This window comes from Amycolatopsis kentuckyensis, from assembly GCF_002155975.1.
Lineage (GTDB): Bacteria > Actinomycetota > Actinomycetes > Mycobacteriales > Pseudonocardiaceae > Amycolatopsis > Amycolatopsis kentuckyensis.
The window spans coordinates 1-14,321 of record NZ_MUMI01000050.1 but is presented as its reverse complement, the minus strand read 5'-3'; the positions used below and the strand labels follow the sequence as shown (position 1 = coordinate 14,321).

The 14,321-nt window shown below is 73.1% G+C and carries 14 protein-coding genes; 5 read left to right on the top strand and 9 right to left on the bottom strand.

The genetic code is table 11. The features are described 5' to 3' along the window. The 4 genes from CCN39_RS05240 to CCN39_RS05225 form a co-directional block, all read right to left on the bottom strand. Window positions 1-1,354: class I adenylate-forming enzyme family protein (locus CCN39_RS05240; protein ID WP_086838891.1), on the bottom strand; the 1,354-nt coding region annotated here is incomplete at its 3' end. A gap of 244 nt (window positions 1,355-1,598) precedes the next feature. Next, window positions 1,599-2,159, bottom strand: a complete 561-nt coding sequence (locus CCN39_RS05235) for a hypothetical protein (RefSeq protein WP_086838890.1) — start codon at window positions 2,157-2,159, stop codon at window positions 1,599-1,601. After that, complete coding sequence (locus CCN39_RS05230; protein WP_244210625.1) at window positions 2,159-4,000, bottom strand: DEAD/DEAH box helicase; 1,842 nt, start codon at window positions 3,998-4,000, stop codon at window positions 2,159-2,161. Before CCN39_RS05230 ends, CCN39_RS05235 begins: the two co-directional genes overlap by 1 nt. Then, the gene (locus tag CCN39_RS05225) at window positions 3,997-5,559 is read right to left on the bottom strand and encodes an MFS transporter (protein ID WP_208630144.1); all 1,563 of its coding nucleotides are present in this window, start codon (window positions 5,557-5,559) and stop codon (window positions 3,997-3,999) included. Before CCN39_RS05225 ends, CCN39_RS05230 begins: the two co-directional genes overlap by 4 nt. Before the next feature lie 590 nt (window positions 5,560-6,149). Between CCN39_RS05225 and CCN39_RS05220 the strand changes: the two genes are divergently transcribed. Together CCN39_RS05220 and CCN39_RS05215 are read left to right on the top strand one after the other, a co-directional pair. Continuing rightward, a complete protein-coding gene (locus CCN39_RS05220) occupies window positions 6,150-6,770 on the top strand; it encodes a helix-turn-helix transcriptional regulator (RefSeq protein WP_158104481.1) in 621 nt (206 codons plus the stop codon). 296 nt (window positions 6,771-7,066) lie between these two features. Beyond that, window positions 7,067-7,960, top strand: a complete 894-nt coding sequence (locus CCN39_RS05215) for a TIGR03619 family F420-dependent LLM class oxidoreductase (protein ID WP_086838885.1) — start codon at window positions 7,067-7,069, stop codon at window positions 7,958-7,960. A 65-nt stretch (window positions 7,961-8,025) separates the two neighbouring features. Here the strand turns inward: CCN39_RS05215 and CCN39_RS05210 are convergent, their stop codons facing one another. The 5 genes from CCN39_RS05210 to CCN39_RS05190 all read right to left on the bottom strand — a co-directional run bounded on the left by CCN39_RS05210 (window position 8,026) and on the right by CCN39_RS05190 (window position 12,180). Then, on the bottom strand, window positions 8,026-8,223 hold the full coding sequence (locus CCN39_RS05210) for a hypothetical protein (RefSeq protein ID WP_086838883.1): 198 nt from the start codon (window positions 8,221-8,223) through the stop codon (window positions 8,026-8,028). 74 nt (window positions 8,224-8,297) lie between these two features. Beyond that, window positions 8,298-11,129 (bottom strand): AfsR/SARP family transcriptional regulator, encoded by a 2,832-nt coding sequence (locus tag CCN39_RS05205; RefSeq protein WP_086838881.1) that lies wholly within the window; start codon window positions 11,127-11,129, stop codon window positions 8,298-8,300. Window positions 11,130-11,224: 95 nt separating this feature from the next. Further along, a complete protein-coding gene (locus tag CCN39_RS05200) occupies window positions 11,225-11,416 on the bottom strand; it encodes a hypothetical protein (protein WP_086838879.1) in 192 nt (63 codons plus the stop codon). Then, a complete protein-coding gene (locus CCN39_RS05195; protein WP_086838877.1) occupies window positions 11,416-11,667 on the bottom strand; it encodes a hypothetical protein in 252 nt (83 codons plus the stop codon). The genes CCN39_RS05200 and CCN39_RS05195 overlap by 1 nt, the downstream gene beginning before the upstream one ends. A gap of 87 nt (window positions 11,668-11,754) precedes the next feature. Next, window positions 11,755-12,180 carry a S26 family signal peptidase gene (locus CCN39_RS05190; RefSeq protein ID WP_208630143.1) on the bottom strand — a complete coding sequence of 142 codons (426 nt, stop codon included), beginning with the start codon at window positions 12,178-12,180 and terminating at the stop codon, window positions 11,755-11,757. Window positions 12,181-12,259: 79 nt separating this feature from the next. On the opposite strand from CCN39_RS05190, the gene CCN39_RS49240 reads away from it, so the two are divergent. From CCN39_RS49240 to CCN39_RS05175, 3 genes are all read left to right on the top strand, one after another. After that, window positions 12,260-12,793, top strand: coding sequence for a MauE/DoxX family redox-associated membrane protein (locus CCN39_RS49240; protein ID WP_158104480.1), 534 nt, complete (start codon window positions 12,260-12,262; stop codon window positions 12,791-12,793). 16 nt (window positions 12,794-12,809) lie between these two features. Next, window positions 12,810-13,298, top strand: coding sequence for a type 1 periplasmic-binding domain-containing protein (locus tag CCN39_RS05180; RefSeq protein ID WP_086838872.1), 489 nt, complete (start codon window positions 12,810-12,812; stop codon window positions 13,296-13,298). Further along, window positions 13,295-14,321, top strand: a 1,027-nt coding sequence (locus tag CCN39_RS05175; RefSeq protein ID WP_167454982.1) for an ABC transporter ATP-binding protein, incomplete at its 3' end; no start/stop codon positions are given. The genes CCN39_RS05180 and CCN39_RS05175, both read left to right, overlap by 4 nt.

Here is a 14,321-nt window from a genome sequence, read left to right as displayed (position 1 = left end):
CGTAGACGGCGGCGTGCCGGACACCCGGGTGGGCCAGGATCTCCGACTCGACGACGATGGGGTGCACCTTGACGCCGTCGACCTTGATGACGTCGGCCACCCGCCCCAGGAGGGTCAGGTACCCGCGCTCGTCGAGGCAGCCGATGTCCCCGGTGAAGTACCAGCCGTCCCGGAGGACCCGGGCGGTCAGTTCCGGGTCGCCGTTGTAGCCGTCCATCATCTGGGGCGAGCGGACGCGCACCTCGCCGATCTCCCCGGCCGCCAGCGGCGCACCGGATTCCGAGTGGCAGACGACGACGTCCACTTCGGGGAAGGGCCGCCCGACCGTGCCCGCGAGGTCCGGGTCGCCGTGCTGCGGCGGGGTCAGCGTCGTGATCCGGCCGGACTCGCTCGTGGCGTAACCCTGCGCCAGCACCGGACCGAAGAGCTGGAAGGCCTGGGCGATCCGGGCGGGGGCCGCGGGGCTGCCGCCGTAGACGATCCGCTTCAGCGAGGACAAGCCCGCGGCCGCCACCCCGGCGGTGTCCCGGATGCCCCGCTCGAGCAGGTGGTCGATGAGCTGGAACACGTGCGTCGTGGCCATGAACGTCCACGAGATGTCCGTCGCGGCGGCGACGGTGTCCACGAACTTCCCGGCGTCGAAGCTTTCCTGGGCGTGGAGCGCCGATCCCGAGAGGAGGACCGCGTCGGCCATCGGGGCGACGCCGTGGCTCAGCGGGGTCGACACGAGCAGCGACGTGCAGCCGGCCTCACCGCCGAGGTCCCGCCACGCCCGGATGGTGGCTTCCCACGCGCGGCCCGACAACCGGATGCCCTTGGGCCGTCCCGTGCTGCCACTCGTGAAGTTGATGAAGGCCAGCGCCTCCGGGTCCCAGGCCACGACGCCGGTGAGGTCGCCACCGTCGCCCGCCTCGGTGCGGCGCGTCACCGGGATGCCGTGGGCAGCGGCGATTTCGGTCGCCCGCTCGGCACATTCGGCGTCGGTGTAGACGGTCACGGCGTCGGTGTCGCGCAGGATCTGGATCTGCTGGTCCAGCGGGAGGACCGTGACCTTGGTGCCGGGGTTGGTGGTGCGCAGGTAGCAGACGGCGCCGCCGAGCAGCTGGGTCGCGTACTTCACGGTCAGCGTCTCGGGACTGTTGGGCGCGACCAGGATCGCCACCACGTCGCCCCGGCCCACGCCGCGTTCGCGCAGCGCGAGGAAAGCTTCCGTCACGGACCGGATCAGGTCGCCACCGGAGAACGTTCCACCACGCCAGTGGAACACTTCGCGCTCCGGCGCGGCCGCGAGCAGGGAGAGGATCTCCGAGACGTAACCTTGACTTGCACTCCACCAGTGCTCGGGCAGACTCATGGAACTTCCTTCGATTTCGCCGACGGTCGCGCTGCGGTCAGAGGGGGCGATCCCATCCTCGCCGCACCTTCGAAGGAGGCGGGAGATCGTTCGACGGGCTACAACGGAGTCCCGGAAGGCATGCCGACCGGGGTAGCCGGTCGGGGCACCCGATCGGCGCACCGAGCCTGCCGGATTTTCCGGTGGGCGCGCCGAAACCACCGACGGGCCGGGGGCGCCGTCGGTGGCTGTCGTGCGAGTGCGGCTAGTTCGTCACCGTGAAGTAGGCGGCCGGGTCGAGGGCGTTGAGCGGGATCCACCGCTGCGGCAGGGCCGTGGTGGCCACTCGAGCGCTGTCCGCCGAGGCCTGGAAGAAGTCCTGGATGTCGAGTGCGATCCGGGGGTCGTCGTCGATCCGGCGGGCCATTTCGTAGTAGACGGCCAGCACGTGGATGCAGTCCCCGGTGCCGTCCTTGCAGGAACACTCGACGGCGGCGAGCACCGGTGCGGGCGGGTGGCCCGCCTCGGTGATCGTGCGGTGCAGTTCGTCGGTGAGGATCGGACGGGCGCCGCACAACTGGCCGGTGATCCCCGCGATCGTCTCCCGGGACATCGGCGCCACCTCGATGCGGGCCACCGAAGTGCCGCGGCCGCGCTGGACGACGCCGCGCACGGTGCGGCCCTCGATGGTGACCTGCGCGCCGCCGACGCGCGCCAGCTTGCGGGCGCGCGGCAACGCCGGGTTGGGCCGGGTCTGGCGCAGCGGCTGGGCGAGCCGGACCCAGTCCCGCCCCCACGCCGTGTACCCGAAGTCGTCGTCCGGCATCAGCCGGCCCGCTTCCGGCTCAGGGTCGCGATGAGCCGGTCGTCGTCCAGCCGGGCCAGCTCGGCGACCCCGGACATGTCGGCGATGTCGGACAACGCGGATTTGCGCGAGTGCATGGCCGCGATGTGCTCCTCGACGGTCGTGTTGGTGGTCAGGGTGGTGACGGTCACGGTGCGGGTCTGGCCGATCCGGTGGACCCGGTCGGACGCCTGCGCCTCCACGGCCGGGTTCCACCACCGGTCGAAGTGGATGACGTCGGCCGCGCGGGTGAGGGTGAGCCCGGTGCCGCCGGCCTTCAGGCTGAGCACCAGGACCTTCGGGCCGTCGTCGTCCTGGAAGCCGCGGACGATGTCCGCCCGCTGGTCCTGGTTCAGGCCGCCGTGGAAGAACGGGACCGAAACCCCGAACTGCTCGCCGAAGTGCCGCACGAGCAGCTCACCGGTCCGCCGGTACTGCGTGAAGATCAGGGTCGGCGAATCGGTTTCGAGGTTGTTGGCCACGATGTCGGTGCACAGGTCGAGCTTCCCCGACCGGCCCGCCAGTTCTTCGGGGTCGCCGGTGTCGTCGTCCTGGTCGCCGGCGATCAGGACCGGGTGGTTGCAGACCTGCTTGAGCGCGGTCAACGCCGCCAGCACCCGGGCCTGGCGCTGGGCGCCGCTGCCGAAGCCGTCGTCGATCGCCCGCTCCAGCAGCCGGTCGTACAGCTGCTGCTGTTCCACGGTGAGGTCGCAGATCAGGTCGGCGTGGATCTTGGGCGGGAGCGAGCCGGCCACCTGGGACTTCTTCCGCATCAGCACGACCGGCTCGATCACCGCGCGCAGCCGGGTGGCGGCGGCGAGGGAACCGTCCGCGATCGGCCGGATGAAGCGGCGGCGGAACTGCGTCTTGTGCCCGAACAGCTGCGGGGCGACCAGGTTGAGCAGCGCCCAGAGTTCCTCGAGGCGGTTCTCGACGGGCGTCCCGGTCAACGCGATCTTCGCGTCGGCCGCGATGGTCCGCGCGGCCTTCGACACCTGGGTGCGGGGGTTCTTCAGCGCCTGCGCCTCGTCGAAAACCGCGGTGGCCCACTGCTGTGCCATCAGGTCGGGGCCGTGCAGGCGCAGCGTCGGATAGCCGGTGAGCACCACCGTCCCGGGGTCCGTCGCCGCCAGCGGCCCGCCGCGCCAGACCCTAGTCCGCAGGCCGGGCGCGAACCGCGCGATCTCGTGCGCCCAGTTGCCGACCAGCGACGTCGGGCACACCACCACCTGCGGCCCTTCGTCGGCGCGCCCGACGAGGTAACCGATGGCCTGCAACGTCTTGCCGAGCCCCATCTCGTCGGCGAGCACCGCACCACCGTGCGCGTCGACCGCCTCGCGCAGCCAGCTCACCCCGCGGACCTGGTACGGCCGCAGGTCGGCGGTCAGCGCGGTGCGCAGTTCGGCCGCGACGGCGGTGGTGTGCCGGAAGACGGCCGCGGCGTGCTCCGCCGACGTCACGGCGGTACCGGTGGCGTCGGGAACGGCGTGCGCGGCGATCGGCAGGGCCGGCTCACCGCCCGCGACCCACTCCCGCCAGGCGTCGACCGACCGGCCGGGCGATTCGAGGTTTGCACCGGCGAGCTTGTCCGGCTCGACCAGCGCACAGCCGACGTCGGACACCTCGAACCGGGAGAGGTCCGGCGCCGGGACGACCAGCGCCAGCGTCTCGGCGTCACCCAGGGGCGGGGCGGCGCCCGCGGCGCCACCGGCCCAGGTCCACAGGGCGAACATGTGCCGGTCGAGGAGGTACGTGGCCTGGCTGTCGACCCGGACCCCGAGGGAGCTTCGCCCGAGCTCCCTCGCGTCGGTGACCGCCGTCATGACGCCTGGCCGGCCATGGCCTCGGCCTCTTCGTGCTCCGGCTCTTCCTTCTTCCCGGCCGCGGGCAGGGTCACCAGCAGCACCACCGCCCCGAGCAGGGCGACGACCGCGATCCAGACCGCGCCGACGTGCATGGCGTGCACGAACGCGTCGTCCGCGGCCTGGGCCAGGCCGGGCCGGCCGGTCGCGCCGGCGGCGTGGCGGGCCTGCTCGGCGGAAATCCGCGCCTGGTCCTGCACCGGGCCGGGTGCGCCCGCCAGGGAGGGTTCGATCGCCCGCCGGTACCCGATCGACAGGATCGTGCCGCCGACGGCGATTCCGATCACGCTGCCGGTCTGCCGCACGGTGTTGGTGACGGCCGAGCCGGCCCCGGCCTGCTCCAGCGGCAGGTTGCCGATCAGGGCGGCCGTGACCGGGCCGATCACCATGCCGATCGCCAGCCCCTGCACGAGCAGCAGGAACTCGATCCAGGCGAGCGGAGTGTGCAGGCCGAGGAACAGGTAGGCGCCGATGGTCAGCGCGGCCACGGTCAACGCGGGCACGGTGACGACGCGCACCGACCGGCGGCGGACCAGGCGCGCGGCGAGGGGCGCGCCCACGACCGCGCCGACCGCGGTCGGGATGCTGGCCAGCCCCGCCTGCAACGGCGTGAACCCGAGCGCGCCCTGCAGGTAGAACGCGTTGTAGAAGGTGATCGCGGCGACCGCGAAGAGCAGCAGCCCGAGCGCGAGGTTGCCGCCGCCGAACACGCGTTGCGCGAGCAGCCGCGGATCGAAGCTGGGCACCTTCACCCGCAACTCGACGACGACGAACCCGGCCAGCAGCGCCAGACCGGCCACGATCGGCGCCCAGACGTCGGCGCTGCGCCACTCGGCCACCTGCCCCGCCCGGATCAGGCCGTAGACCAGCGCCACGAGCCCGCCGATCGACAGCAGCATCCCGGCGGGGTCCAGCGGCCGCCGGGCGGGACTGCGGAAGTCGGGCACCAGCACGGTGAGCCCGGCCAGCGCCACGACGGCGACCGGGACGTTGATCAGGAAGACCGAGCCCCACCGGAAGTGGTCGAGCAGGAACCCCGCCAGCACCGGGCCGGCCGCCATGCCGACCCCGGCCGACGTCGAGAAGATGCCGATCGCGGCGGCGCGCGCGGGCCCGGTGAAGGTCCACATGAGGATGGCCAGCATGGCGGGCGTGATCAGCGCGCTGCCGGCGCCCATCGCGGCCCGGGCGGCGATCAGCTGGCCCGCGTCGCTCGCGTACGCCGCCCACAGCGAGGACGCGGCGAAAACCACCAGCCCGCCGGAAAACACCGTCCGGTGTCCGAACCGATCGCCCAATGCGCCCGCGGTGAACATCAGGGTGGCGAAGGCCAGCGTGTACGAACCGGTCGCCCATTGCAGTTCACCGGGATCGGCGCCCAGTCCGCGGACCGGGTCGGCCAGGGTCTCCAGCGTGGTGCTCAGGACGGTATTGTCCAGCCAGATCAGCACCGAACACACCATGAGAACGGCAAGAATCAACTGCTGCCGGAACTTCGGCAGCGTTGGCGGCGCGGTCATGAACACCTTCGGATGTCGATCGGCGGGAACCGAAGCGACGATAAACAGCCGCCAGGACACTGTCAAGTTCGGTGATTCTTGTCAATACTGTTGCGCCCGAACGGATTCCGTGCCTCCGCCGATATTTGCGTAGCGAACGATTTTGTGCCCTCCGGCGACTCGCGCTGTGAAGGACTTCATTAAGTTGAGGGGTTGCAACCGGACGGATTTCATGCCTTCCGGCAATCACGCTTTACCGAACACCATTCCGGGCCGCCGACCAGGGCGCCCGCGTTCTCGTCGAAACGGACATTGCCCAGGTAGTGGGCACTAAATCACGACACCCCCTACATCGGGGTGGACAGTTCACGCCTCTCGTGCCATGCTCGACCGCAGGGGTCGAACTCCCGATATTAGACGCGACAAAATGGGGTCCACGCAAAGACGCGTCCACACGTCGGCTGGGCCAACTGGGGGCTAAAAAAGTGACAGAACAAGTGGCAATGGCATCCGGGGCACCACGCGGAATCGGCGCCGCGGTCATACCCGATATGCGCGGCCGCCGGACTTCCCCGTGGGCGGACCGATCCCCCGACACCAACCTCCGCATCATGCTGGTCATCGAAGACGGCATCCGCCGGTACAGCATCGAGGGAATGTTCCGTTCACTCGACATCCGGCTGACCGCGAAATTCAGCACGGACATCGGAGACCTTTCGTCGTTCTACGACGGCCAGCTGATCATTTCGTCCGGCAACGCATTCGCGCCGGTTCCCGCCGGGATCGCCGAAACGCTGCGCGTCCACCACATCGACGTCCTGATCCTGGTGGACCCGGCCGACGTGGTCCACCAGTCGTGGGTCGATCTCGCCAACGGTTTCCTGGACTGGGCGGACCTGCGCCCCGAAACCCTGCGCGAAGCGATCGTCGACGTCGAGGCCGGCCGGTTCCACGTGTCGGCGACGCTGGCCCGCCGCTCGGTGACGGCCCCCGACCAGGCCGGCGACGACGCCACCTCGAAGCGCGCGTCGATGATCGCCCTGACCGCGCGCGAACACCAGGTGCTGCGCCTGATCGCCGAGGGGCAGAGCAACCGCCAGGTCGCCCGGTCGCTGAGCATCTCCGAACACGGCGTCAAACGCACGGTCGGCATCATCCTGGCCAAGCTCAACTGCCCGAACCGGACGCTCGCGGTCGTCCGGGCCATGGAGTCGGGACTCCTGGTCATGTGAGGTGCCGGCGCACCGGGCAACCGGGAACCGGGCAACCGGGCAACCGGGCAACCGGCGGACGAAATCGGCGGTCCGGCCGCAGCGGAGATCGAGTTCGGCCCGTCGCGGCCGCCGGTGTGCCGTCCCGGCCACGCCGCGGCCCTCGCGCGCACTGCCCGGGCCACCCCGTGACGCCGAGGACCGCACCCCCGGAGTACCACCCGGCCGATCCCCGGAACTGCTTGAACGCGCAACTGGATGCGGGTAGTAGTGGCAGGAGGACCGATCGGGTCCGTTCACTCTTCAGGGGAGAAGCAATGCCACTTGGTTTCAGCCTTCCGGTGTTCGGCAAGGCGGCGGCCACGCCGGGCGGGATCGCGCGGTACGCGCGCGAGGCGGAACGGGCCGGCGCGGCCGGGCTCTGGGTCGGCGACCGGCTGCTGTCGCCGGTCGAGCCGGTGGTGCCGTACCCGGGCTACGACAGCATGCCCGAGGAGTTCCACACGGCGCAGGACCCGTTCACCGCACTGGCCATCGCCGCGGCCGTGACCGAAACCGCGGTGCTCGGATCCAGCACCATCAACGCGACCCAGTACCAGCCCGCCAACTTCGCGCGGCTGCTGACCAGCATCGACGTCGCGAGCAACGGACGGCTGCTCCCCGGGCTGGGCATCGGCTGGTCCCCCGACGAGTACGCGGCCGTCGGCGTGCCGATGTCCGAACGCGGCAAGCGGCTCGACGACCTGCTCGACCTCCTCGAGACGTGGTGGTCCAAGGACACCGTGACCCACGAGGGCGTCGGCTACCGGATCGCGGAGTCGAACGTCGCCCTGAAGCCGGTGCGGAAGCCGCCGGTGCACCTGGCCGGCTTCGGCGAGAAGTCGCTGCGCCGGGTGGCCGAGCGCGCCGACGGCTGGCTGCCGGTCTGGTCCGTGCCCGAACAGTTCCCCGCGGACGTGATCACCTCGACCCTGGCCAAGCTCCGCGCGGACGCCGAGCGCGCCGGCCGCGACCCGCAGGCGCTGGGCGTGGCGCTGCGGGTGAACGCCGCCCCCGGCACGGCGGCGGAGGCGATCGCCGAGTCGGTCACCAAGATCGTCGAACTGGTCGCGCCGGACCACACGTTCGTGGATCTCACCTACCTGACCGGCAGCATCGAGGAGCACCTGGACCTCACCGGCCGGCTGCTCGAGCTGACCGCCAAGGGCTGAGGCCCGGCCGCCGAAGAACGGCACCGACGCGGGAGCCCCGTCCGAACCGGGGCTCCCGCCCGCCGTCAGCAGCCCACCGCGCGGACGTTGTTGCAGCTGCCGCAGCTGTGGGTGCCGCCCACCACGTGGCAGAGCCGGTAGATCGCCCGCCAGTCGGGGGTGCAGTAGCAGTACTCGTAGTAACTCGTGTCCGCCTTCGCGGACGCCCTCGGCGCCAGCCGGTCGAGGAGGCGGTCGGCGAGGGTGGTGACGAAACCGGTCACAGCGGGTCCCTTCGGTCGGGGATGCGGCGGGGCGCAACCTATCGCCGTCCGATACCGCCGGGCATACGCGCGCGCTACAGCTGTTTCCCGAGCACGCGCTCCAGCACCGGATCGACCTGGACCCCCGGCGCCGCGAACATCGCCGCCGCGCGGTGTTCGGCGGCGGCCGCACCGGCGTCGTCACCTCCGGCGCGCAGGAGCGCCGCCCGCTGGCGCTCGATCGCCGCCCGGCCGTACCCGGCGCCGACCTGTGCGGCCAGCCCGGCCGCCCGGTCGAGATCCGCGGCCGCCGCGGCGGTTTCCCCGCGCCGCAACCGGATCTCCGACCGGCAGAGCAGGACCTCCCACTCGTCCTCGCGGTTGCCCGCCTCCCGGCAGCTGCGCTCCGCCGCCGCGAAGGCCGCCAGCGCCTCGTCATGCCGGCCGAGCAGGCAGTGCGCCCGCCCCAGCCCGGCGAACGTGATGCTCTCCCCCAGCCGGTCGCCGCACGACCGGCGCGCCGCCAGGGAAAGCTGGAAGCACGCGACCGCCTCCTCGCCGCGGTCGAGCAGCAGCAGCGCTTCCGCGAGGTTGTGCCGCACGAACCCGGCGATCCGCGGGTCCGGGCGGTCCCCGAGCAGCTCGATCGCCCAGGTGAAGTGGCCGAGGGCGGCGGTGGCGTCCCCGCGGCGCATCTCCAGCCAGCCGAGGTTGTGCCAGGCCCGCGCTTCGTCCTCGACGTCGCCGGCCGCGCGGGCCAGTTCCAGGCCGCGCCGGATGGCTTCGCGGGCCGCGCCGGCCCGGCCCGCCCGCCAGTCGACGGCCGCCGCGGTGGTGAGCGCCAGGCGCTGCGCGGCCGTGTCGCCGATCCGGGCGCCCACGTCCAGCGCGAGCCGGGCCAGCACCTCCAGCTCCCGCCAGTAACCCCGCTTGGTGGCCAGGGGTTTGACGGCCGCGTGCAGGTCGATCGCGAACCGCGCCGGGGCCGCGGCTTGCACCGCCGCCGAGACCAGGCCCGGCAGCTCGGTGTCCAGCCACAGGGCTTCACCGGCGCTGTCGCGGCAGCGGGCGAGGTACCAGGCCCACGCCCGTTCCAGCGCGAGCCGGCGCTCGCCCGGCGTCAGCTCGCGCTCGGCGAGCTCGGCCGCGTAGAGCCGGAGCAGGTCGTGGACGGTGAACCGGCCCTCGGTCACCACTTCGGCCAGGCGGACGGAAACCAGCTCCCCCAGCGCGTCTTCGGCGGTCGGGACGTCGGTCCCGGCGAGCGCGGCGACGAGCTCGGTGCCGAACTCGGGGACGTCGAGGGTACCGAGCAGCTGGAACACCCGGGCGGCCCGCCGGGCCCCCGGATCCGCGCCGGTGTCCAGGGCTTCGTAGCTGACCGCGAAGCAGGACCGGACGTCGAGGTCGTCGACGCGCAGCTCGTCCAGCCGGCGCCGCTGATCGGCCAGGCGCTCCGCGAACCGGGCCGGTGACCAGTCCGGCCGCCCGGCCAGCCGGGCCCCCGCGATGCGCAGGGCGAGGGGGTGGCAGCCGCACCGGCGGGCCACCTCCACGGCCAGGTCGCGGTCGGCGGTCACCGGGCGGGTGCCGGCCGCGAGCGCCAGCAGCCGCACGGCCGCCGCCTCGTCGAGCACGCCGAGCGCCACCGGTTCGGCGTCCAGCGTCGGCAGCACCGCCCGGCTGGTCACCAGCACCGCGCAGCCCGCGCCGGCGGGCAACAGCGGACCGACCTGGGCCGCCGAAGCGGCGTTGTCCAGCACCAGCAGGACCCGGCGCGCGGCGAGCATCGACTGGAACCGGGTGGCCGCTTCCGCGCGGGTGGCGGGCAGTTCGGCCGGCGGGACGCCGAGGGCGCGCAGGAACCGGGCGAGCGCTTCGGCCGGGTCCAGCGCCGCCAGTCCCGGGGTGGCGCCCTGGAGGTCGACGTAGAGGTGCCCGTCCGGGAACGCGTCGGCGACGGCGTGCGCGGCCCGCAGCGCCAGCGCGGACTTCCCGATCCCGCCCGGACCGTGGATCACCACCACCGGCGGTGTCGGGCCGGCCGTCCGCACCACGGTTTCGACGCGGTCGAGCTCGGCAGTCCGCCCGACGAACATCCCGGGGTTGCGCGGGAGTTCCCGCGGCGGCCGGGCGGCCCGCGGGCGCCCCGGTTCGTCCCCGGCCACCACCAGCTCCGGGTCGCGGCGCAGGATCGCTTGGTGCAGCGCGGAAAGCTCCGGCCCCGGCTCGAGGCCGAGCTCCTCGGCCAGCACCTTCGCCGCCCGGACGTACACCGCCAGTGCCCCGTCGACGTCACCTCGCTGGTACAGCGCGAGCATCAGCCTGCCGTACGCGCGTTCCCGCAGCGGATAGCGCTCGACGAGGTCGCGGAGCCGGTCGATCGCCGCGACGTGGTCGCCGAGGGCCAGCTTGGTCTCCGCGTGGTCTTCGAGAGCGCCCGCGTACTGCTCGCCGAGGCGGGCGGCCAAGTTCCGCAGCGCCGGCCCCGGTTCGACGTTCTCGGCGAAGTCGCCGCGCCAGAGCGACAACGCTTCGTGCAGCGCCGCTTCCCCGGCGGCCAGGTCGGCGTTGGCCATCGCCTTGTCCGCGCGTTCCAGCGCGGCCTCGAACCGCCGCAGGTCGATCTCGTCCGCGTCGATCCGCAGCAGGTAACCGGCCTCCGTGGTGACGAGCTCGCCGGATCCGGCGGAGAACAGCAGCTTGCGCAGCTGCATCACGTACGTGCGCAGGTTGGCCACCGCCGACTTCGGCGGTTCGTCGCCCCACAGCTCGGTCACCAGCGATTCGACCCGCACGACCCGGCCCGCGTTCGCCGCCAGCAGCGCGAGGATGGCCCGCTGCTTCGGCGCGGTGACCGGGACCGGGCGGCCGCCGCCCGACACCTCCAGCGGGCCGAGGATCCGTATCCGCACCTGGCTGGTCACCGCCCCCGTGGTCGTTTACGCCGTGAAGGACGTTCCGGCGGCCCGGCGGGTTGGGCGCGCGGGGCCGCGAACCCGCCCCACGCGCCCGCCGCGGCTCACACGCAGAGAGCCACGGCCTCGCACGGCCCGCACCCGGAGGTGCCGCCGACGACGTGGCAGTACCGGCGGTACTCCCACAACTGCTTGCAGTAACAACGTTCGGTCCACGACGTGTCCGCCTTCGCGGACGCGTTCGGTACGAGGACCCCCAGGACGCGGTCGCCCGCGCGGCGCAGGAGTTTCGTCATCAGTACTTCACGTACAGCGCGTAGCCCGGGCTGTCGAACTCGCACTTCCAGCCGTCGACGACGTTCCTCTTCAGCAGCGCCTTGCCGACCTCGGAGCAGGTCTCGTAGCTGGCGTAGACCTGGTAGATCTGCCAGGTGGCGGCCGGTGCGGCCACCACGGCGGGCGCGGCCGCCGCCGGCATCGCGACGGCCAGCACGCCGCCCGCCGCGATGGCGGCCGCGGTCACCAGCCGTGTCACGGTGTTCCTCATCGGATCACAACCTTTCCGTTGAGCCGTCGCCGATCGGCGACGCCGGGGACGCTACTGAGACCCGGTACACCGGCGGGTACAGCCGGCCTACACCCCGAGCGGCCGGACGACCACGCCGATCAGCCCGTCGCCCGGGAAGAGGCCGCGCTGCCGGGAATCGGCACTGTCCACGTTGTCCCCGAAGACGGCGAGCGAGCCGGGCGGCACCCGGTCCCCCGGCGCGCACCCGGCCACGCCCGGCGGCACCGGATCGCCCGGCAGGGCCCCGACCCGTTTGACGTTCCAGACGCCGGCCGCGGCCGTCTCCGGTGGCGGCGCGAGGACCACGACGTCACCGCGGCGCACGTCGGCGAGCCGGCACCGCCGGACCACGAGGCGTTGCCCGTCGGCGAAGGTCGGCAGCATGCTCCGGCCGTCCACGGTGACCACCAGCCGGCGCCGGCGCAGCCACGCGACCCCGGCGCCCAACGCGAGGCATGCCACCAGCGGGCCGCCCCAGGAAAGCCCTTTCACGTCGGTCAACCTAGCAAAAACGTCCACTGTATCCGGACTATACGGACGAATGTACCGGCCACGGCTAGCGTCCGGCCCGATGTCCTTCCTCCTCATCGCCTGCCGGACGCTGCTGCTCGGCGTCTTCCTCGCCGCGCTGGCCGGCAAGGTCCGCCGCCGCGCCGCCTACCGCGGTTTCGTGGCGTCCCTGCGTGCTCTCGGCGTCCTGCCCGGACGGCTCGTCGCGGTGACCGCGGCCGCCGTCACCGCCGCGGAAGCCGCGATCGTGGTGCTGCTGGCCGTGCCGGGCACGGTGCCGGCCGGATTCCTGCTGACCGCCGTCCTGCTCACGGCCTTCACCACCGGGATCGTGGTGGCGGTGCGCCGCGGCACGACCGCGCCCTGTGCGTGCTTCGGCGTCTCGGTCACGCCGCTGGGCCGGGTGCACGTGGTGCGCAACCTCGTCCTGCTGGCCACCGCGGGTGCCGGGCTGGCCGTCGCCCGCTCCGGTGGCGGCATCGAGTTCGCGAGTGCCGCGCTCGCCGTGGCCGCCGCGGTGGTGGCGCTCGTACCCGTGCTGCGGCTGGACGACCTGGCCGCGCTGTTCTCCCGCGCGCCCGCGCGGGAATCCTGAACCGGGGGTTCCGCTCATGACCGTCCTCGCCGCCGCCGTCACCGGAATCGGGGCGCTGTGCGTGTTCGACCTGTTCCTGACCTTCGCGGTGCTGCGCCGCCTGCGGGAGCACACCGCGGAACTGGCCGCGCTCCGCCGTCCGGGGCCCGCTGTCGGCGCGCTCGTGGGCCGTCGGCTGCCCGAATCCGTGCTGGCCCGCGAACCGCGCTGGGTGGGGATCTTCGACGCGCACTGCTCGACGTGCTTCGAGCACGCACCCGCCTTCGCCGCCGAAGCGGGCCAGACCGCGCTGGCCGCCGTCGTCGCCGGGACCGGGCCGAAGGCCGACGAACTCGCCGCGCTGCTCGGCGGGATCCCGGTGCTCACCGGGGCCGCCGCCGCGGAGGTGGTGAGCGCACTGGAGGTCCCGGCGTTCCCGACGTTCCTGCGGGTGGCCCCGGACGGCACGGTCGAGCTGGCGCACGCCGGTGCCCTGGCGGAACTGCCGGTCCCGGTCGGCGCGTGAGCGGCAGGCCCCTGCGCCACGTCGTGACGGTGTGGCGGCTCTGCGCGCGCTGCGGGCCCGGCCTGACCGGCGGCCTGCTGCTCGTGACCGTCCTTTCCGGACTGCTGCCCACCGTGGCCGCCTGGCTGACCAAGCTGCTCGTGGACGCCATCGCGGCCGGTGACGCCCTGCTGTGGGTCGCCGTCGCGCTCGCCGGGACGGGGCTGGTGGCCGGCGTGCTGCCGCACGTCGGCGGGGTGCTGCAGCAGGAGCTCGACCGGCGGCTGGACCGGCTGCTGCACGACCGGCTGTACACCGCGCTCAACGGCTTCCAGGGCCTCTCGCGGTTCGAGGACCCGGCGTTCCTGGACCGGTTGCGGATGGCGACGCAGGCGTCCGGTTCGCTGGGCCCGGTCACCGGCGGGATGTTCGACATCGGCCGCAACGCGGTCACGGTCGCCGGGCTGGTGGTCGTGGTCGCGGTGCTGAGCCCGGTGCTGGCCGGGCTGGTGGTCGCGGCGGCGGTCCCGGCGCTGCTGGCCCGGCTGGCGCTGTCCCGCCGCCGGGCCGGGATGCTGCTGAGCGTCTCCGGCGCCGCGCGACGGCGGATCTTCTACTCCGCGCTGGCCACGGAGGTCAAGGCGGCGCAGGAGATCCGGCTGTTCGGCCTGGGCGGGTTCGTCCGGACCCGGCTGCTGCGCGAGATCGACACCGCCCACGACGCGGAACGCCGGGTGGACCGGCGCGAGGCCGTGGTCCAGTTCCTGCTCGCCGCCCTCTCGGCGGCGGTGGCCGGGGCGGGTCTGGTCTGGGTGGTCTGGTCGGCGGCGCACGGCCGGTCGACCGCCGGCGACGTGACGGCGTTCGCCGCCGCGGTCACCGGCACCCAGGCCGCGCTGACCGGGCTGGTGGGCGCGGTGGCGATGGCGCACCAGACCCTGCTGCTGTTCGGGCACCACGCGGAGGTGACCTCGCTGCCGGACGACCTCGCGCCGCCGCCGTCGGCCCGCGCGCTTCCCGCGCTGCGGCGGGGGATCGAGCTGC

Bases quoted from the DNA above. Each gene is read 5' to 3' on its own strand.
- CCN39_RS05225 (WP_208630144.1), bottom strand. From the start codon at position 5,559: ATGACCGCGCCGCCAACGCTGCCGAAGTTCCGGCAGCAGTTGATTCTT.
- CCN39_RS05215 (WP_086838885.1), top strand. From the start codon at position 7,067: ATGCCACTTGGTTTCAGCCTTCCGGTGTTCGGCAAGGCGGCGGCCACG.
- CCN39_RS05220 (WP_158104481.1), top strand. From the start codon at position 6,150: ATGCTGGTCATCGAAGACGGCATCCGCCGGTACAGCATCGAGGGAATG.
- CCN39_RS05230 (WP_244210625.1), bottom strand. From the start codon at position 4,000: ATGACGGCGGTCACCGACGCGAGGGAGCTCGGGCGAAGCTCCCTCGGG.
- CCN39_RS05235 (WP_086838890.1), bottom strand. From the start codon at position 2,159: ATGCCGGACGACGACTTCGGGTACACGGCGTGGGGGCGGGACTGGGTC.
- CCN39_RS05195 (WP_086838877.1), bottom strand. From the start codon at position 11,667: ATGAGGAACACCGTGACACGGCTGGTGACCGCGGCCGCCATCGCGGCG.
- CCN39_RS05200 (WP_086838879.1), bottom strand. From the start codon at position 11,416: ATGACGAAACTCCTGCGCCGCGCGGGCGACCGCGTCCTGGGGGTCCTC.
- CCN39_RS05180 (WP_086838872.1), top strand. From the start codon at position 12,810: ATGACCGTCCTCGCCGCCGCCGTCACCGGAATCGGGGCGCTGTGCGTG.
- CCN39_RS49240 (WP_158104480.1), top strand. From the start codon at position 12,260: ATGTCCTTCCTCCTCATCGCCTGCCGGACGCTGCTGCTCGGCGTCTTC.